Origin of the sequence: Pantoea sp. X85, assembly GCF_029623675.1 — a bacterium.
GTDB lineage: Bacteria > Pseudomonadota > Gammaproteobacteria > Enterobacterales > Enterobacteriaceae > Pantoea > Pantoea leporis.
In genome coordinates this window covers 3,436,143-3,452,448 of sequence record NZ_CP121108.1, presented here as the reverse complement: position 1 = coordinate 3,452,448, position 16,306 = coordinate 3,436,143, and the positions used below count along the sequence as shown (strand labels likewise).

Below are 16,306 nucleotides of genomic sequence, written 5' to 3'. Positions count from 1 at the left end.
CACTTTTTAACATCCTTTACCCATGGTGATCGACTTTTTCTTCAGGTCGATCACCCCCACTTTTGTGCTGTACCACCATACCTCGTAGCACCCGTCTTCCTGCATCTCCTTCAGGCCAACGTGCTCTCCCCTGAACGCCTTGCCTGCCTTCAGACTCAGGCCTTTTATAGTCAGCTTCCCACTGATATCTACCTTCCTGACCATCACGCCCTCGTCGTATTCCGCTGACGTTACGCTGGCGCTGTACTGCCGAGCCGATGGCTGATAGCGCGACGCCGGCACCGCCATATCCAGCGCCTCATGCGGGCGTTCAAGGTTATAAACCGTCCGCCAGTGATCGAAGGCGCGCTGCAGCTCACCGTCGTCCGCGAACCACTTCCCCTGCAGCACTTCAGCCTTCAGGCTGCGGTGAAAGCGCTCCAGCTTGCCCTGCGTCTGCGGATGATAAGGCCGGGAGTGCCCCACCCGGATACCCTGTCGCATAAGCCACAGCTCGACGGCCGTCCAGGTCCCGGTAGTGTCGCCCCACGGTGAACCGTTATCCATCGTCATCCGGTCCGGCAGGCCGTAACGTTCAAAGACTCTGACCAGCTGCTTCTGCACCGTCTCACGCCGCTCATCAGCGCAGTGTACGAGGCAAAGCGAGAAGCGGGAGTGATCGTCAAGGAGGGTAAGCGGGTGGCAGCGGCCGCCGCCAAAGGGAAAATGCCCCTTGAAATCCATCTGCCAGAGCTGGTTCGGGGCCGCATGTTCAAACCGGCCCGTGGCCGGGACACCCGGAGCTGAGCCCGGCAGCAGGTCGTGGCGGGCCATCAGGCTGTGGACGGTGCTGAAGGCGGGCATGCGGTGTCCGCGGTCTTCGAGCCAGCGCTTTATCTTGCGCGCGCCCCAGTGCTGATGAAGTTCATGCGCCATACGAAGCAGGTCAGTGATGTCGTCAGACGAGCGGTTGGGAGAGTGATGGGGTATGCAGGGGCGGTCCTCAAGACCGGATTCTCCCTCTTCAGCCCAGCGGCGAAGCCACTTGTAGGCAGTGGCGGAAGAAATGCCGTAGTGACGGCAGAGTGCGCGAATGTTCGCCCCGTCTTGCGAGGCGAACAGAACAAACTCTTTACGTAATGACATGGTATCTCTCGCATCCCAGGACATAAGCGACTCCATAAACGGGTTCTTATGCCTTAGTTGTAAGTGTCTACCATGTCCCCGAACAAGTGTTCACAATGTCCCCGGACTGTACACCCGCAAGCGGGAGAGGGAATGTTTAGAGGGCGCTCATTGTTACGTACGTGCTGGATCGGGCCCTTCTCCCGCGGGCGGGAGAAGGTTGGGATGAGGGACAAACCGCATCAGCTTAAAATCGTCGATAACTGCGCTGCGCCTGGCTCACTTTATACAGATAACGCCGTGATTCTGCCGATGGATGGTTGGTGGTCAGCGTCTGGTAAACTTCCGTCGGCGACATACTATTTATTGACGAGAACGCGCGATCCTTATCGCTGGAGAACACGCGTAGCACGCTGCCCGCGCCGCCGTTGTACGCGGTGATCACCGCATAACGCCGTGATGTCGGATCCTGAATCCCACCTAAATAACTTCTCTGCAGCAGCGACAAATACGCGGTGCCCGCATCAATATTATTCTCAGGATCAAGCAGATAGCTGCGGCTCGGTTTGCCACCTTTGCCCTTCATACGGAACACATCAACACCGGCGGTATGCTGCACCACCTGCATTAATCCCAGCGCATCAGCGTGGCTCACCGCATACGGGTTGAAGCTCGATTCAATCTGCATAATCGCCAGAATCAGTGACGCATCCACGCCATATTGTTCAGCGGCTTTACGCACCATTGGCAGATATTTGTGCGCACGTTTGTCGAGGTGGTTTGGCACCATCGGAATGGTAACCGACCAGATGACGTGCAATCCGGAGGTGCGTTTCTGCAGTTTGTTTTGAATCAGATAATCAGCAAAGCTGCCGGCGCGGCCCTGCCAGCGGATCGGCTGGCCGGTATTATCCAGCACCTGGCCGTACAGCAGCGGCTCTTTACTGATTTGAATATCGTTGGCATCGGAGTAGAGATCGACATTGCCCGGATCTTCGCCAATCAACAGCGTGGTGATGATCGCCTGACGCAGGCTGGCCATCGGATCGGTGCCGGAAATGGTCTCAATGGTGATGCTACCGCTGTCAAAGTTGATGTGACTGCGGGTGTAATAACCGTCGCTATATTTGACGTAATCTTTCGGTCCGGCGATCAGAACTTCATTGATTCCCCAAATGTTTTCAATATTGTGGGCAAACTGGCCCATCAAAATATCGAAACCGTTGGTGTCCTTGACCCACTCTTCATGAAACTGCGATTTTTTTTGTCCGGAGCAGGAGACCAAAAGTGGTGCAATCACCAAGAGCGCTATCAGTTTTTTATTCATTGTTAATGCGTGCCTGAATCGAAAAAGAGGGCCTCAAAGGGAAGCCCTGAACGGTTATTTTTCTGGCGGGGTGTAACCTTCAATGTGCACATCTTTGCCTTCGAACAGGAAATTGATCATCTCCTTCTCCAGCACTTTGCGATCTTCCGGGTTCATCATGCTCAATTTCTTCTCATTGATCAGCATGGTTTGCTTGGACATCCACTGCTGCCAGGCCTCTTTGGAGATCTCATTAAAGATGCGCTTACCCAATTCGCCAGGATAGAGCTGAAAGTCCTGACCTTCAGCGTCGCGTTGCAGATAAGTACAAAAAATGGTGCGGCTCATTACTCTTCCTCTTCGGTCACGTCTGCTCGACGCGTAAGCTGCTGGGGATGGCGCAATTCATGCAGCAAGCGCTCAACCGGCGCCGCCAAACCCACTGACGGTGGTTGCGCTAAGTTATACCAGAGACCGCCCGCTTCATCCATCAGCGACCCAGCGGAAGGCTTTGCGAGCCACATAGGCACAATATCTAAGTGGAAATGGCTGAAGGTGTGGCGGAATGCGGTGAGCTGCTGCGGTTTAACATGAATGCCGCGCTCAGTTAGCCAGTCAGTTAGCGCTTGCTCACTTGTAAACTGCGGGAAGCAGAACAGTCCGCCCCACAGGCCAACCGGCGGGCGCTGCTCTAACCACACGTCATCGTCATCCTGCATCATCAGCATCCAGCCGCTACGTTCTGGCAAGGTCTGTTTGGGTTTCTTACCGGGATACTCCGCCCAGCTGTTGTTGGCATAAGCAACGCATCTGCTATTAAGCGGGCAGATTTCGCATTTAGGGCGTGAGCGAGTACATACTAATGCGCCAAGGTCCATCATCGCCTGATTGAACTGGCTGACGCCTGCCGCTGGCGTCACTTCTTCGCTGATCTGCCATAGCCGTTTTTCAACCTCCTTTTTACCCGGCCAGCCGCCCACCGCGTAGCAGCGCGCCAGCACGCGTTTTACGTTGCCATCCAGAATTGGGAAGTGCAGACCGAGCGACAGCGATAACACCGCGCCCGCGGTAGAACGGCCAATGCCCGGCAGCGCCGCGACATCGTCGAAGTTTCGCGGGAACTCGCCGCCGTGCTTCTCCACCACCTGTTTCGCGGCTTTGTGCAGATTGCGCGCGCGCGCGTAATAGCCGAGACCGGTCCACAGATGCAGCACTTCGTCCAGCGGTGCCGCTGCCAGATCGGCCACCGTCGGGAAGCGCGCCATAAAGCGTTCAAAATAGGGAATGACGGTAGCAACCTGGGTTTGCTGCAGCATCACTTCAGAGAGCCATACCTTGTACGGCGTTTTCTCCTGCTGCCACGGCAGGGTTTTGCGACCAAAGCGCTGATACCAATCCAGCACTTGTTGCGCGAACGTCGGCGCTTGCATCATAAGAAGGAAATTTTCCGTGTTTACTCTACAATCAGGCAGGAATTCCAGCACAGAGACCTCAGGGTGTAAACCGGAACATTGCAAAGGCTTGCTTCTGCTTCCTAACTTTGCATAATGCCCGTTTCCCAGAACAGGCTAACCAGCAGGCTTCAACATGATTAATGACGTCATCACCCCAGAATTTGATGAGAACGGGCGGCCATTACGCCGTATCCGCAGTTTTGTGCGCCGTCAGGGGCGCTTAACGAAAGGACAGCAGCTCGCGCTCGATAATTTATGGCCGGAGATGGGCGTGGAGTTCCAGCAGGAGCCGCTGGATCTGGTGACGCTGTTTGGCCGTGACGCGCCGGTAGTGCTGGAGATCGGTTTCGGCATGGGCGCCTCGCTGGTGACCATGGCGCAGAACAATCCACATCAGAATTTCCTTGGCCTGGAAGTGCATGCGCCGGGCGTGGGTGCTTGCCTGGCGTCGGCGAAGGAAGCGGGCGTGGAGAACCTGCGCGTAATGTGTCACGACGCGGTAGAAGTGCTGCAGAAGATGATTCCGGATAACTCGCTGCGCATGGTGCAGCTGTTCTTCCCGGATCCGTGGCACAAAGCGCGCCATAACAAACGTCGCATCGTACAGGTGCCGTTTGCTGAGCTGGTGATGCGCAAATTGAAGCTGGGCGGCGTGTTCCATATGGCGACCGATTGGGAAGCCTACGCCGAACATATGTTGGAAGTGATGAGCAGCATCGACGGATATAAAAATCAGTCGGAAAGTAACAATTACGTGCCGCGTCCTGAAACGCGTCCGTTAACCAAGTTTGAGCAGCGCGGGCAGCGACTGGGCCATGGCGTGTGGGATCTGATGTTTGAGAGGGTGAAATAATGGCCGTACAGCGTAGCCGTCGTTTGCGTAAAAAACTGCATATTGATGAGTTTCAGGAATTAGGCTTCTCCGTCGCCTGGCGTTTCGCCGAAGGCACCACCGAGGAGCAAATCGACGCCACTGTTGATCAGTTCATTAATGAAGTGATCGCGCCGAACGGTCTGGCGTATGACGGCAGCGGTTATCTGGTGTGGGAAGGTCTGGTGTGCTTGCAGGAAACCGGCAAATGCACCGACGAGCACCGCGAACTGGTGCGTAAGTGGCTGGAAGCTCATAACCTGACGGATGTGCAGGTGACTGAACTCTTCGACGTTTGGTGGGACTAAAGATCGTATCGGGCTAGCTTACTTGCCCTTGTTGCACCGGGCAGTGCTCGCATTCCTCACGTACTTATGTACGCTCCGGATGCTGCGCGCTGGCCGCCACAAAAATGGCTGCGACGCTCAACGCCCGACCTTTCAGCGCGTAAAAAAGGGAGATTTCATGGTTCGTAAGGTACTTATCGCCGCGCTGCTGCTGGCGGCAACTCAGGCTCAGGCTGCATACGAATGCAGCGTCAAGCCACAGGATGATGTGATCATTAAACCGCAGAGCGTGCAGGTGGTGGGAACCAACGGCAACCTCGAAATCACTCCGCAGGGTGACGTGCAGTTTAATGGCCAGAAGGTCAACGTTGATAACGCCGCGCGCCAGAAAGCCATCGACTACCAGACCGCGCTGCGTCGCGATTTGCCGTGGATCGATAGCGGCGCAACCTCGCGTCTGGAACGCAGCCGCGTGGCGCTGGATAAAGTGATTGTCGAAAAGCTCGGCGCGAACAGCAATGTGCGTAACCGTCTCACTAAACTGGATGGCCAGCTCAAGCAACAAATGAACCGCATTATTGAGCATCGTCCCGACGGACTGACGTTCCATCATCAGGCTATCGATCAGGTGCGCGCGGAAGGCGAGAAGCTGGTGCAGAGCACGCTAGGCGGCATCATGCAGGATAGTCTCAACGAAATGGGCAGCAGCCAGGCGGCGAGTGGCAGCAATCCACTGCAGGCCATTATGGGCAACCTTGGCGGTTTACAACAGTCGGTGCAGGCGGAGTGGAATAAGCAGGAGCAGGATTTCCAGAACTTCGGCCATGAAGTATGCAACCGCGTAACCGTGCTGGAAGAGCAGCGCAAAGGACTGATGCAGAACGTTAAAAGCTAATGATTTGCTTCAGCTAACAAAGCCAGCCCAGTCCCGGCTGGCTTTTTGCTTTTAAGATGCACTGCATTTAAGAACCTTAGATTCGGGACGAATCTGATAACCGTAAAAACACCAAAATAATAAAGATGAAAGTGAGTTAGCAACTCATTGAAATTATTTATTTTTAAGGAGTTTTTATGTTATTTTTTAACGCCTCTGCTTCCAGTAATACCCCTTCACCTCACACCGTGCATATTCAATCCGACTGGTATAACGATGCGCAGAAGCGATGGGAAGGCAGTGCGCATTCGCCAGATACCGTTGCAGTCATCATCATGGTCAATGGTAAAAACCCAACAAGTGTGCCAGTGAGTGGCGGCCGTTTTTCCTGGACGCCTTCTCAACCGTTGCCTGACGGTGAACATGTGCTGACCTTTGTTGCCGTTGATCGCGCTAATAACCAAAGTGATATCGTTTCGGTCAATTACAACATTGATACTATCGCGCCTGACAAGCCGCAAATTACTGCAATCGAAGACTATGCAGCGGGTGGAATACATAACGGCAATAGCATTAAGCGACATGGTTACACCAACGACGCAAATCCTGTCGTGCGTGGCGAGGCAGAAGCAAATAGCCTGGTATACATCTACAACAAAAACAGCAAAACGCCCCTGGCTTCGGTAACCGCTAATCAGCATGGTAAATGGGAGGTGGAAGTGAACCTGCCTAACGACGGTGCATATGAGTTGAGTGCCGTGGCAGAAGACCGGGCAAATAATCGCAGCCAGCCGTCGCTAAAATGGCCATTTCAGCTTGATACCGAGAAACCGGATAGCGCCACCATCAATTACTTTGAGGATGATGTTGGTTTGTATCGCGGACAGTTTGATCTCATCCGGGCTACTGACGATCGCCGCCCTGAGCTGTACGGCACTGGCGACCCTAATGAATATGTACGCGTTCAATACGCCAGCAAAAACGGCAATTGGGTAACAACCGCGACCGTTGCGGTAGACAGTGATGGCACCTGGCTGTGGACTCCACCGCAAAATCTCTCCGATGGCGAATGGAATTTTCGCGTACGTAACATTGATCATGCTGGCAACGTCAGTAAATGGAGCAGCACCGTCACGCTGCTGATTGATACCACAACAATTCAGCCCCTCATTATGCAGGTGCTCGATGATAGGGGACCGATTGAATCGGTATTGCCAGGGCAAAATACCGACGATGCACGTCTGGATTTTATCGGTAAGGCCGAAGTTAACAGCCTGGTGATTCTGTATCAGGATGGTACGGCGGTGGGATCGGCTTATGCAAATAGTCAGGGTGACTGGAGAATGACTCCGCAGCAAGATATGCGTGCAGGGCTGAATAATTTTGGTGTGAAGGCGATAGATGAAGCTGGGAATGAAAGTGCCTACTCTGCAAATTATCCGGTGAGATTCATCCCGTCACCCCAATATGAAGCCAATTATGAAAGTGAATCAAGAGATGATGGGAATGGGACGAGCTATTTGCCCATCCCAGGAGAACGCCACATTTATGATGTCGCGAGCTGGTTAAATACTTATCCGTCTCATTATCTGGTGAAAGCGGCAAATATTATTTTTTCGGGTGAAAACCAGATAATTGATTTTGCTGCGCTAAGTGCACGTGTGGAAGGTTTGCAGAAAATAGATATAAGTGGCAAAGGTAATAATCTGCTTAATCTCGATCTGCACTCGTTACTGAATGAAGGCGGTGAGGGGCTATTTATTAACGACGATAGTCAGCAATTGATGATTGATGGCGACATGGGCGATCGCATCACGCTTGATCGCACGCAATTCAGCGACGGCTGGTTAACTTCGCAGAATAAAGTCCAGATCGGCGGGGAAAACTGGACACTCTTAACCCATAGCCAGGCGCATTACACACTGTTAGTGAATCAGGAAATTGAAATTACTTACGGCTAATACGCGAAAAAAATGCCCGGTATAAGCCGGGCATTTTTCATTACTCTTCCGTCAGGAACAGTTCCAGCAGCGAGTTCAGGAACAGTTTGCCTTTCTCAGTGATCTGCCAGCTCTCCGTGGTTTCCTCCACGTATCCTGCACTTATCGCCGCATCAATTTGCGGGCGAATCACTTGCTCATCCATGCCGGTATAGCGGCGGAAATCGGCGCGCGGTGCGGCTTCCAGCAGACGAAAACGGTTCATAAAGAACTCGAACGGTTTGTCGTTCTCGGCCACATCGTGCTGCTTATCGAGATAGTTGCCTTTCATAAAGCCGCGCGGATGACGGGTTTTCACCGTGCGCACGATGCGACCATCGGCTTGCGTCAGCTTACCGTGGGCACCACAGCCAATGCCGAGGTAATCCCCGAAGCGCCAATAGTTGAGATTGTGCTCGCAGCGATAACCCGGTTTGGCATATGCCGAGGTTTCATATTGCTGATAACCTGCGGCGCTCAGCAGTTGATGACCTTGCTCAAAAATATCCCACAGCGCATCGTCATCCGGCAGTTTTGGCGGGCGCGAACCGAATAATGTGTTCGGCTCAATCGTCAGCTGATACCAGGATAGATGCGGCGGATTAAGCGCAATCGCCTGGCGCAGATCATCCAGCGCTTCCTCCAGTGACTGATCCGGCAAGCCGTGCATCAGGTCGAGGTTAAAACTGCGCAGGCCTAATCCTTCCGCCAGCTGTGCGGCGCGCACGGCTTCTTCCGGCCCGTGAATGCGGCCTAAACGCTCAAGCTTCTGTGGACTGAAACTCTGCACGCCAATCGAAATACGGTTAATACCGGCTTTCTGGTAGGCGCTAAAGCGATCGGCTTCAACGGTGCCTGGATTGGCTTCCATGGTGATTTCCGCATCGGCCGCCAGCGGCAAACGCGCACGCACGCCGTCCATCAGCATCTGCATCGCATTGCTGCTCAACAGGCTTGGCGTGCCGCCGCCGATGAAAATCGTGCGCACTTCACGGCCGCCGGTCAGCGGTAAATCCTGTTCGAGATCGTTGAGCAGGTGCTGCACATACTCAATGTGCGGCACCTCGCCTTTTAACGCGTGAGAGTTGAAATCACAGTACGGACACTTCTGCACGCACCACGGAATATGGATGTACAGGCTTAATGGCGGCAACGTAGGTGAAAACTCAGGCATTGCGCATCGCTTCCAGCAGCAGCGTCAGTGCTTTACCACGGTGAGAGACGGCGCGCTTTTCGTCTTTACTCAGCTCTGCCGCCGTTTTACCCAATTCAGGGACATAGAAGATGGGATCGTAACCAAAACCGCCTGCGCCCGCTGCCGCGCGGGTGATTTCCCCAGCCCAGCTACCGTGGAACACCAGCGGCGTGGGATCGGCAGCGTGACGCAGGTAAACCAGCACGCAGTGGAACTGAGCCTGACGTTTGCCATCCGGCACGTTTTCCAATGCCACCAGCAGCTTATCCAGATTTTGCTGGTCGCTGGCATCAACACCCGCATAGCGCGCGGAGTAGATCCCCGGCGCGCCGCCCAGCGCATTGACCGCCAGACCGGAATCGTCGGCAATCGCCGGTAAACCGGTAATCTCAGCCGCATGACGCGCCTTCAGGATGGCGTTTTCGATGAAGGTCAGGCCGGTTTCTTCCGCCGACTCAACGCCGAGTTCGGTTTGCGCCACGATATCAAGTCCGAAGGCCGCTAACAGATCGGCCAGTTCGCGGACTTTGCCGGGATTTCCGGTCGCGAGTACAACTTTTTGCATAACAGTTCCAGATAGACGAATTACAGCAAATACCAGAGACCTGGGAACAGGTCCATGCCGAGGAAATTCAGCGCGTACAGCACCAGAATCACAATCATGGCAGAGAAATCGATACCGCCCATCGCCGGCAGAATACGGCGAATCGGTGACATCAGCGGTTCAGTCAGCTGCATCAGAACCTGATCCACCGGGCCGCGACCCTGGCTGATCCAGCTCATCAGCGAACGAATGATGATCACCCAGAACACCAGATAACCGGCGGACTTCACCAGCGACAGCAGGCCAACCAGCAGGTTGGTGGGATCAACGGAGAACACGCCGACCTGAATCAGCAGCAGGATCGGATATTTCAGCGTGGTCAGCACAAAGGCCAGCAGCAGCGATGCGGTATCAATCGGGCCAATGGCCGGAATGACGCGGCGCAGCGGCTTGATAATCGGTTGGGTGATCTTCACGACAAACTGCGCCAGCGGGTTGTAGAAGTCACAGCGCGACCACTGCATCCAGATGCGCAGCAGCAGCACCATCACGTACAAATCGATCAGCGTTTTGACTAAAAACGTCAGTGTTAACATGAGGTTCCTCAATTATTGTTGTGAAGGTCGCGCATAATCCCGCGCGCCAAAAACGGCGGTGCCAATACGCACCATGGTGCTGCCCGCGGCGATTGCCGCGTCCATATCGTCGCTCATTCCCAGAGAAAGCGTATCGACGTCAGGATAGTCCTGTTTTAAGGTTTGAAACGCGGCGGCCATCTGCTGACACACCGCCAGTTGCCGTGCGTATTCTGACTCTGGCGCCGGAATCGCCATCAGCCCACGCAAGCGCAAATTCGGCAGTGCGGCGATCTGCTGCGCCAGCTCCGGCAACGCCTCCAGCATGATGCCAGATTTGCTGTTCTCGTCACTGATATTTACCTGAATTAACACGTTGAGCGGCGGCAACGACGCCGGGCGCTGATCGTTCAGACGCTGCGCGATGCGCTGGCGGTCCACGGTGTGGCACCAGGCGAAGTTTTCCGCCACCAGACGGCTTTTATTGGATTGCAGCGGGCCGATAAAGTGCCATTGCAAATCAGGATGTGCGGCCAGCTCAGCCACTTTTTCAACCCCTTCCTGCACGTAATTCTCACCGAACGCGTGTTGTCCAGCGGCAATGGCTTCTGCGACCGCGCTCGCAGGTTTGGTTTTGCTCACTGCAAGCAGCGTAATTTCTTCTGGCGCGCGGCCGCAACGTGCGGCGGCGGCGGCGATACGCTCACGCACTTGCTGTAAGTTGTGCTCAATGGAAGTCATAGTCAGGAGAAGCTAAATGGAGTTGGATGAAATAGTGGCCCTTAGTGTAAAGCATAACGCCGCCGATCTGCACCTTTGCAGCGGACATTTGCCGCACTGGCGGCGACAAGGCGTGCTGGAGCCGATTCCGCAGCAGAGCGCGCTGGATGGCGGCTGGCTGGAAGCCTTTATGCAGCAGTGGCTCACGGCGTCGCAGCAGGCCGAGCTGGAGGAGAACGGCCACGTTGACTTCGCGATTACGCTTGCCAGCGGCATACGGCTGCGCGCCAACCTGTTTATGCAGCGTCACGGCTTATCGCTGGCGCTACGGCTGATTGCCAGCCAGGCGCCCGATCTCAGCAGCCTGCATCTGCCCGAGGTGGTGAGCCAGCTGTTACAGCTGGAAGAGGGACTGATTTTAATTACCGGCGCCACCGGCAGCGGCAAATCGACCACGCTGGCGGCAATGGTGGATTGTCTGAATCGTCAGCAGGCGCGGCACATTCTGACGCTGGAAGATCCGATTGAGTTTGTGCATCGCAGCCAGCGCTCGCTGATTCAACAGCGCGAAGTAGGTGCGCACTGCGCCTCGTTTCAACACGGGCTGAAAGCCGCGCTGCGTGAAGATCCTGATGTGATTCTGCTCGGCGAACTGCGCGACAGCGAAACCATCCGCCTGGCGCTCACTGCAGCAGAAACCGGGCATCTGGTGCTGGCTACGCTCCATACGCGCGGCGCAACCCAGGCGGTTGATCGGCTGGTGGATGTCTTTCCCGCCGAGGAGAAAAACCTGGTGCGCACTCAATTAGCGGGCAGCCTGAAAGCGGTGCTGGCGCAACGTTTAGTGCCGGCAAAAGCGGGCGGGCGGATTGGCTTGTTTGAAGTGTTGGTGGCGACGCCAGCGGTGGCAAACCTGATCCGCGAAGGCAAGATGCATCAGTTGCCTGGCGTGTTGCAAACCGGCGCGCAGGCTGGCATGCAAACTTTTGCGCAGAGCGAGCAGGGGCGTCAGGCGGCGGGGATGATTTGAAGAGATCCAGTTACGCCATCAGAGGCGGAAAACCAACCCATTGTAGCGGCGCGATTCATCGCGCATGTTTATGCCGCTGTCCTGCTCATCCGTGGCAATGCGCAATAAATGCGCCGCTACGCCATGTGCCAGATCTGGATGGCTTTAATGCGTATCAAACCAATCTTCGAGGATAATCACCGCGGATTGGGAATCAACCTGGCCTTTCTGCAACGCGCGAAAGCCGCCGCGTTCAAACAGATCGGCACGCGCTTCAACGGTGCTCAGGCGCTCGTCCTGCAGCTCGACGCGTACGCCAAAACGACCATGCAGGCGATTGGCGAACTTACGTGCGCGCGCAGTAAGTTCCTGTTCGGTGCCATCCATATTCAGCGGCAAGCCCACCACCACATAATTGGGCTGCCACTCTTTCAGCAGCTTTTCGATCAGCTTCCAGTCCGGCGTGCCATCCTGCGCTTTTAGCGCCGTCAACGCGCGCGCGGTGCCCGTTAATTGCTGACCGACAGCAACGCCGATGCTTTTGGTGCCGAAATCGAAGCTCAGTAAAGTTTCACTGGCCATCAGGCGTGCCCTGCATCGGTGGCAATGTTGTGAATATCGACGCCCAATCCGCGTGCCGCTTCACGCCAGCGTTCAGCGATGGGCGTCTGGAACAGAATATTGGTGTTAGCGGGCGAGGTGAGCCAGGCATTCTCCAGCAACTCCTCTTCCAGCTGACCTTTCTCCCAGGCGCAATAACCCAGCGCCACCAGCACGTTATCGGGCTGTGAAGTGGTGCCGATCGCTTCCAGCACATCACGTGAGGTGGTGATTACCGTGGTGTCTGAAATACGAATGCTCGAGGAGTAAATGCGCTGCGCCGAGTGCAGTATGAAACCACGATCTTCCGCCAGCGGACCACCGGCAAACACTGGCTTGTCCAGTTTGATGGCAGGATCGCGTTCGGATGGGCTAATTTTAAGCTTTTTAAGGATGCCTTCGACCGTCAGGTTGTCCATTGGCTTATTAACGATCAAACCCATGGCGCCATCTTCATTGTGCTCGCAGATATAGACTACCGAGCGTTTGAACAGTGGGTCCTGCAGCGACGGCATCGCAATTAGAAAATGATGCTGTAAATTCATTATCACTCGTATACCAAAAATAACCGGCGCAGCCGCGGCAGCGCCGGTTTTGGGTGTTCACGGAGTGGAGACTCCGACGGCATCAGCCCAGGCGTTTCTCAATGGCATCCATCAGCATGCCAGTGATCGATATCGGGAACGCGGCCTCGATTTCACGTACGCAGGTTGGGCTGGTCACGTTAACTTCAGTCAGTTTATCACCGATAATATCCAGGCCGACAAAAATCAGCCCTTTGGCTTTCAGCGTTGGGCCAACGCGACGCGCAATTTCCCAGTCGCTGTCGCTCAGCGGACGCGCTTCACCACGGCCACCGGCTGCCAGATTACCGCGCGTTTCGCCGCCTTGCGGAATGCGCGCCAGGCAGTAAGGCACAGGTTCGCCATCCACCACCAACACGCGTTTGTCGCCGTCTTTGATCGCCGGCAGATAGTTCTGCGCCATGCAGAAGTACTGACCGTGATTAGTCAGGGTTTCGGTGATCACGCCGAAGTTGGGATCGTCCTGTTTCACGCGGAAGATCGAGGCGCCGCCCATGCCGTCCAGCGGCTTAAGGATCACGTCGCCATGCTCCTGCCAGAAGGCGCGCAGCTGCTCTTTATTACGCGTGACCAGCGTATCTGGCGTCAGGTCGGCGAACCATGCGGTATACAGCTTCTCGTTGCAGTCGCGCAGGCTCTGCGGTTTGTTCACGATCAGCGTACCTTGCTCTTCTGCGCGTTCCAGCAGGTATGTGGCATAGATAAATTCGGTGTCGAACGGCGGATCTTTACGCATCAGCACCACGTTAAGATCGGCCAGCGGGATATTCTGCTCGCTGCCAAACGTGTACCAGTTGTCGTAGTTCTGCTCAACGCTCAGCAGACGCGTGCGCGCGTAAGTCACACCGCCGCGCAGGGAGAGATCGCCCATCTCCATGTAATGAATTTCGTAACCACGGCGCTGTGCTTCCAGCAACATGGCGAAGCTGGTGTCTTTTTTAATATTGATGGACGAAATCGGGTCCATAACGATGCCAAGCTTAATCATTATTCTCTCCTAAATGGGGAAGCATTTACCCCGAAAGCGTTGTGCTGTGAAGTTACGTTCGAACCCGAAAGTATCGCTTAACCGAGGTCACCAAACCTCACCTGAAGTGCCGTAATGGCGGTGAGTGCGGTGGTTTCGGTGCGCAACACGCGGGGTCCAAGCAGAATATCGGTAAAACCCTGCTGCGCGGTCATGGCAATTTCATCGGCGGTTAAGCCACCTTCCGGCCCAATCAGCAAGCGCAGGCGCTCTACCGGCTGCGGCAGCGTGTTGATGCTGTGGCTGGCGCGCGGATGCAAATTGAGCTTCAAACCGTCTTCGGCTTCCGCGCACCAGGCTTGCAATGTCATCGGCTCGCGAATTTCCGGCACACGATTACGGCCGCACTGTTCACAGGCGGCAATCGCGATTTTCTGCCATTGCTGAATTTTTTTTGCCAGCCGCTCGGCGTCCAGCTTTACGCCGCAGCGTTCAGAAAACAAGGGCGTAATCACATTCACGCCAAGTTCGATCGATTTCTGGATAGTGAATTCCATTTTTTCACCGCGCGACATCACCTGACCGAGATGTAAATGCAGCGGGGATTCACGGTCATCAGCCTGGCTGGCAAGGACCCTTACTTTTACACGCTTTTTATCAGCCTGGGTGATTTCGGCGCTAAAAGTCAGATTACTGCCATCAAACAGCTCAATTTGCTGACCGGCCGTCATGCGCAGCACGCGTCCAACATGGTTAGCGGCATCCTCATCGAGGAAGACTTCACTGTTAACTTCGAGAGATTCGGGATGATAAATGCGAGGTATACGCATGCGGTTCCTGCCAGCGTTATGCCGTGTCAGCGGACACGGCGCAATCGAAAAAAGCTAGTGTAGGGTAGCGCTTTTAGCGCTGGCAAGCCTGCTGTACGTAGGAATTGTGATTTCCCTGCACTTTGGCGATGCGATTGTCGCGCTCACACTCCCAGCTCGTCACCGGATATTGCTTATCCCACGCGGTAAACAGCTGGGTTTGCTGACGCGACAGGCGCAGGTGATATTGGTCGCGCATATAGAAGTAAGTGCGGGCAATGGCGCCACGCGCACGCTCCGGCGGCTGCGCCAGTTTCTGCTTAAAATCGATCTTCATGCTGCATTGACCGTACTGCTGTTCGCCGCCGTTCCATTGGCTGTACTGGAAATTATTACGGTCGCCGTTCACTTCACCAATCGCCGGCTGCAGGTTATGCAGATCGCTCTCAATGCGGCGGTAATCGGCATCTTTGCTGCAGCTTTTGCGGCCGCCGTTTTGCCAGCACTGACGCTGATGGCCGAACTCCCACGCGGGCATCACATGTTCCCACTCAATGCGTTCGGCGCGATTGGCGTTCTTACGCACGCTGTAGCCGCAACTGCTTAGATCCGGTACGCCCTTTTTGCCGTGCCAGCTGATTTTGCAGCCGCAGTAAAAGTCGGCGGGCGCATCTGCGTTGATCTGCGCGGCATAGGCTTTGGCCTGACTAAAATTGTTTTGATGATAGTGAGTGAAACTGAGGCTGTAAGCGCTAAGTGGGGCAACTAACAAGGTAAGTAACAGCAACGTTTTGCGAGACATATTCCAAAAATTAACCTGGTCCTGAAAAAGGGCGGCAGGGTAACAGAATGATGACGCACGGGATATGAGATTAGGCTAGGTTGCTGAACTAATTCGATAAATACTCACCGGGTTGCAGCAGGGATTTGCAGTGCACACAGCGATATTCGCTTTCTCCGCGCAGCACACGATTATGGCGCCGTACGGTGAGCTGATGCTGCTGACAGCGGCAGCGATAGGGGAAGGTGTTGCTGCGCACCGAGGCGATTTCAAACTGGTGGGTGCGGCGCGCAGGCACGCCGAGCACGCTCTCCATCATCCATTTCCACTCTTTGCCGTGCGGCGGCACGCGACCAAAGGTTTTCCACACCAGCAGATGCGCCAGTTCGTGCGGCACCACTTCATCAACGAATGCCTGCTGATTCTCCAGCAGCAGCACCGGATTGATGCGGATTTCCCACTTCTCCAGCCATGCGGTGCCCGCAGCGGTGCCGCGCTGCTGATAAACCAGCGAGGGCTCATCAAAGCGGCGTTCCAGCTTTTCGTTGGCCTGCTGTAAATAGTGGCGCAGCGAGCGCATAACGGCTTGTTGTAAGGCGATGGGAAGGCGCGGTGTTTTCATGGAGGGCAGCATAAAAGGTTGCCGG

19 protein-coding genes are annotated in these 16,306 nt (G+C 55.1%); 5 read left to right on the top strand and 14 right to left on the bottom strand.

Features of this window, described 5'->3' with window-relative positions:
* Positions 1 to 6: 6 nt before the first annotated feature.
* The 4 genes from P6287_RS15990 to mutY all read right to left on the bottom strand — a co-directional run bounded on the left by P6287_RS15990 (position 7) and on the right by mutY (position 3,843).
* A complete protein-coding gene (locus P6287_RS15990) occupies positions 7 to 1,161 on the bottom strand; it encodes an IS481 family transposase (RefSeq protein ID WP_222233525.1) in 1,155 nt (384 codons plus the stop codon).
* 190 nt (positions 1,162 to 1,351) lie between these two features.
* Positions 1,352 to 2,431 carry a membrane-bound lytic murein transglycosylase MltC gene (gene mltC, locus P6287_RS15985; protein WP_192236401.1) on the bottom strand — a complete coding sequence of 360 codons (1,080 nt, stop codon included), beginning with the start codon at positions 2,429 to 2,431 and terminating at the stop codon, positions 1,352 to 1,354.
* Between the two features lie 54 nt (positions 2,432 to 2,485).
* Positions 2,486 to 2,758 carry an oxidative damage protection protein gene (locus P6287_RS15980; RefSeq protein ID WP_007890330.1) on the bottom strand — a complete coding sequence of 91 codons (273 nt, stop codon included), beginning with the start codon at positions 2,756 to 2,758 and terminating at the stop codon, positions 2,486 to 2,488.
* Entirely contained in the window at positions 2,758 to 3,843 is a 1,086-nt protein-coding gene (mutY, locus tag P6287_RS15975; protein ID WP_277974078.1) for an A/G-specific adenine glycosylase, read from the bottom strand. Before mutY ends, P6287_RS15980 begins: the two co-directional genes overlap by 1 nt.
* A 154-nt stretch (positions 3,844 to 3,997) precedes the next feature.
* Here mutY and trmB point away from each other — a divergent pair, with 154 nt between their 5' ends.
* The 4 genes from trmB (at position 3,998) to P6287_RS15955 (ending at position 7,857) form a co-directional block, all read left to right on the top strand.
* Positions 3,998 to 4,717, top strand: coding sequence for a tRNA (guanosine(46)-N7)-methyltransferase TrmB (gene trmB / locus P6287_RS15970; RefSeq protein WP_008107230.1), 720 nt, complete (start codon positions 3,998 to 4,000; stop codon positions 4,715 to 4,717).
* The gene (locus tag P6287_RS15965) at positions 4,717 to 5,043 is read left to right on the top strand and encodes a YggL family protein (protein ID WP_008107231.1); all 327 of its coding nucleotides are present in this window, start codon (positions 4,717 to 4,719) and stop codon (positions 5,041 to 5,043) included. Before trmB ends, P6287_RS15965 begins: the two co-directional genes overlap by 1 nt.
* Before the next feature lie 157 nt (positions 5,044 to 5,200).
* Positions 5,201 to 5,917 (top strand): DUF2884 domain-containing protein, encoded by a 717-nt coding sequence (locus P6287_RS15960; RefSeq protein WP_277974077.1) that lies wholly within the window; start codon positions 5,201 to 5,203, stop codon positions 5,915 to 5,917.
* Positions 5,918 to 6,093: 176 nt separating this feature from the next.
* The gene (locus P6287_RS15955; protein ID WP_277974076.1) at positions 6,094 to 7,857 is read left to right on the top strand and encodes an Ig-like domain-containing protein; all 1,764 of its coding nucleotides are present in this window, start codon (positions 6,094 to 6,096) and stop codon (positions 7,855 to 7,857) included.
* Positions 7,858 to 7,897: 40 nt separating this feature from the next.
* Here P6287_RS15955 and hemW read toward each other — a convergent pair whose 3' ends face one another.
* From hemW to P6287_RS15935, 4 genes are read right to left on the bottom strand one after another with little or no spacing between them, the layout of a single operon-like run.
* Positions 7,898 to 9,049 carry a radical SAM family heme chaperone HemW gene (gene hemW, locus P6287_RS15950; RefSeq protein WP_277974075.1) on the bottom strand — a complete coding sequence of 384 codons (1,152 nt, stop codon included), beginning with the start codon at positions 9,047 to 9,049 and terminating at the stop codon, positions 7,898 to 7,900.
* Positions 9,042 to 9,635, bottom strand: a complete 594-nt coding sequence (locus P6287_RS15945) for an XTP/dITP diphosphatase (RefSeq protein ID WP_110868025.1) — start codon at positions 9,633 to 9,635, stop codon at positions 9,042 to 9,044. The genes hemW and P6287_RS15945 overlap by 8 nt, the downstream gene beginning before the upstream one ends.
* A 20-nt stretch (positions 9,636 to 9,655) precedes the next feature.
* Complete coding sequence (locus P6287_RS15940; RefSeq protein ID WP_008107240.1) at positions 9,656 to 10,210, bottom strand: YggT family protein; 555 nt, start codon at positions 10,208 to 10,210, stop codon at positions 9,656 to 9,658.
* A gap of 12 nt (positions 10,211 to 10,222) precedes the next feature.
* Positions 10,223 to 10,930, bottom strand: coding sequence for a YggS family pyridoxal phosphate-dependent enzyme (locus tag P6287_RS15935; RefSeq protein WP_101761905.1), 708 nt, complete (start codon positions 10,928 to 10,930; stop codon positions 10,223 to 10,225).
* Positions 10,931 to 10,946: 16 nt separating this feature from the next.
* Between P6287_RS15935 and P6287_RS15930 the strand changes: the two genes are divergently transcribed.
* Positions 10,947 to 11,939 (top strand): type IV pilus twitching motility protein PilT, encoded by a 993-nt coding sequence (locus P6287_RS15930; protein ID WP_101761906.1) that lies wholly within the window; start codon positions 10,947 to 10,949, stop codon positions 11,937 to 11,939.
* A 144-nt stretch (positions 11,940 to 12,083) separates the two neighbouring features.
* Here P6287_RS15930 and ruvX read toward each other — a convergent pair whose 3' ends face one another.
* From ruvX to P6287_RS15900, 6 genes are all read right to left on the bottom strand, one after another.
* Positions 12,084 to 12,500, bottom strand: a complete 417-nt coding sequence (ruvX, locus tag P6287_RS15925; RefSeq protein ID WP_277974074.1) for a Holliday junction resolvase RuvX — start codon at positions 12,498 to 12,500, stop codon at positions 12,084 to 12,086.
* Entirely contained in the window at positions 12,500 to 13,063 is a 564-nt protein-coding gene (locus P6287_RS15920; RefSeq protein ID WP_101761908.1) for a YqgE/AlgH family protein, read from the bottom strand. The genes ruvX and P6287_RS15920 overlap by 1 nt, the downstream gene beginning before the upstream one ends.
* 82 nt (positions 13,064 to 13,145) lie before the next feature.
* Complete coding sequence (gshB, locus tag P6287_RS15915; RefSeq protein WP_101761909.1) at positions 13,146 to 14,090, bottom strand: glutathione synthase; 945 nt, start codon at positions 14,088 to 14,090, stop codon at positions 13,146 to 13,148.
* Positions 14,091 to 14,167: 77 nt separating this feature from the next.
* Complete coding sequence (gene rsmE / locus P6287_RS15910) at positions 14,168 to 14,899, bottom strand: 16S rRNA (uracil(1498)-N(3))-methyltransferase (RefSeq protein ID WP_008107252.1); 732 nt, start codon at positions 14,897 to 14,899, stop codon at positions 14,168 to 14,170.
* A gap of 73 nt (positions 14,900 to 14,972) precedes the next feature.
* Entirely contained in the window at positions 14,973 to 15,680 is a 708-nt protein-coding gene (gene endA / locus P6287_RS15905; RefSeq protein WP_277974073.1) for a deoxyribonuclease I, read from the bottom strand.
* A gap of 88 nt (positions 15,681 to 15,768) precedes the next feature.
* Positions 15,769 to 16,281, bottom strand: coding sequence for a SprT family zinc-dependent metalloprotease (locus P6287_RS15900; protein WP_277974072.1), 513 nt, complete (start codon positions 16,279 to 16,281; stop codon positions 15,769 to 15,771).
* Positions 16,282 to 16,306: the final 25 nt, after the last annotated feature.

Coding starts and splice junctions, on each gene's coding strand:
- P6287_RS15945 (WP_110868025.1), bottom strand. CDS start 9,635: ATGCAAAAAGTTGTACTCGCGACCGGAAATCCCGGCAAAGTCCGCGAA.
- ruvX (WP_277974074.1), bottom strand. CDS start 12,500: ATGGCCAGTGAAACTTTACTGAGCTTCGATTTCGGCACCAAAAGCATC.
- P6287_RS15960 (WP_277974077.1), top strand. CDS start 5,201: ATGGTTCGTAAGGTACTTATCGCCGCGCTGCTGCTGGCGGCAACTCAG.
- P6287_RS15965 (WP_008107231.1), top strand. CDS start 4,717: ATGGCCGTACAGCGTAGCCGTCGTTTGCGTAAAAAACTGCATATTGAT.
- P6287_RS15935 (WP_101761905.1), bottom strand. CDS start 10,930: ATGACTTCCATTGAGCACAACTTACAGCAAGTGCGTGAGCGTATCGCC.
- hemW (WP_277974075.1), bottom strand. CDS start 9,049: ATGCCTGAGTTTTCACCTACGTTGCCGCCATTAAGCCTGTACATCCAT.
- P6287_RS15930 (WP_101761906.1), top strand. CDS start 10,947: ATGGAGTTGGATGAAATAGTGGCCCTTAGTGTAAAGCATAACGCCGCC.
- P6287_RS15900 (WP_277974072.1), bottom strand. CDS start 16,281: ATGAAAACACCGCGCCTTCCCATCGCCTTACAACAAGCCGTTATGCGC.
- P6287_RS15990 (WP_222233525.1), bottom strand. CDS start 1,161: ATGGAGTCGCTTATGTCCTGGGATGCGAGAGATACCATGTCATTACGT.
- endA (WP_277974073.1), bottom strand. CDS start 15,680: ATGTCTCGCAAAACGTTGCTGTTACTTACCTTGTTAGTTGCCCCACTT.
- trmB (WP_008107230.1), top strand. CDS start 3,998: ATGATTAATGACGTCATCACCCCAGAATTTGATGAGAACGGGCGGCCA.
- P6287_RS15940 (WP_008107240.1), bottom strand. CDS start 10,210: ATGTTAACACTGACGTTTTTAGTCAAAACGCTGATCGATTTGTACGTG.
- mutY (WP_277974078.1), bottom strand. CDS start 3,843: ATGATGCAAGCGCCGACGTTCGCGCAACAAGTGCTGGATTGGTATCAG.
- rsmE (WP_008107252.1), bottom strand. CDS start 14,899: ATGCGTATACCTCGCATTTATCATCCCGAATCTCTCGAAGTTAACAGT.
- gshB (WP_101761909.1), bottom strand. CDS start 14,090: ATGATTAAGCTTGGCATCGTTATGGACCCGATTTCGTCCATCAATATT.
- mltC (WP_192236401.1), bottom strand. CDS start 2,431: ATGAATAAAAAACTGATAGCGCTCTTGGTGATTGCACCACTTTTGGTC.
- P6287_RS15955 (WP_277974076.1), top strand. CDS start 6,094: ATGTTATTTTTTAACGCCTCTGCTTCCAGTAATACCCCTTCACCTCAC.
- P6287_RS15920 (WP_101761908.1), bottom strand. CDS start 13,063: ATGAATTTACAGCATCATTTTCTAATTGCGATGCCGTCGCTGCAGGAC.
- P6287_RS15980 (WP_007890330.1), bottom strand. CDS start 2,758: ATGAGCCGCACCATTTTTTGTACTTATCTGCAACGCGACGCTGAAGGT.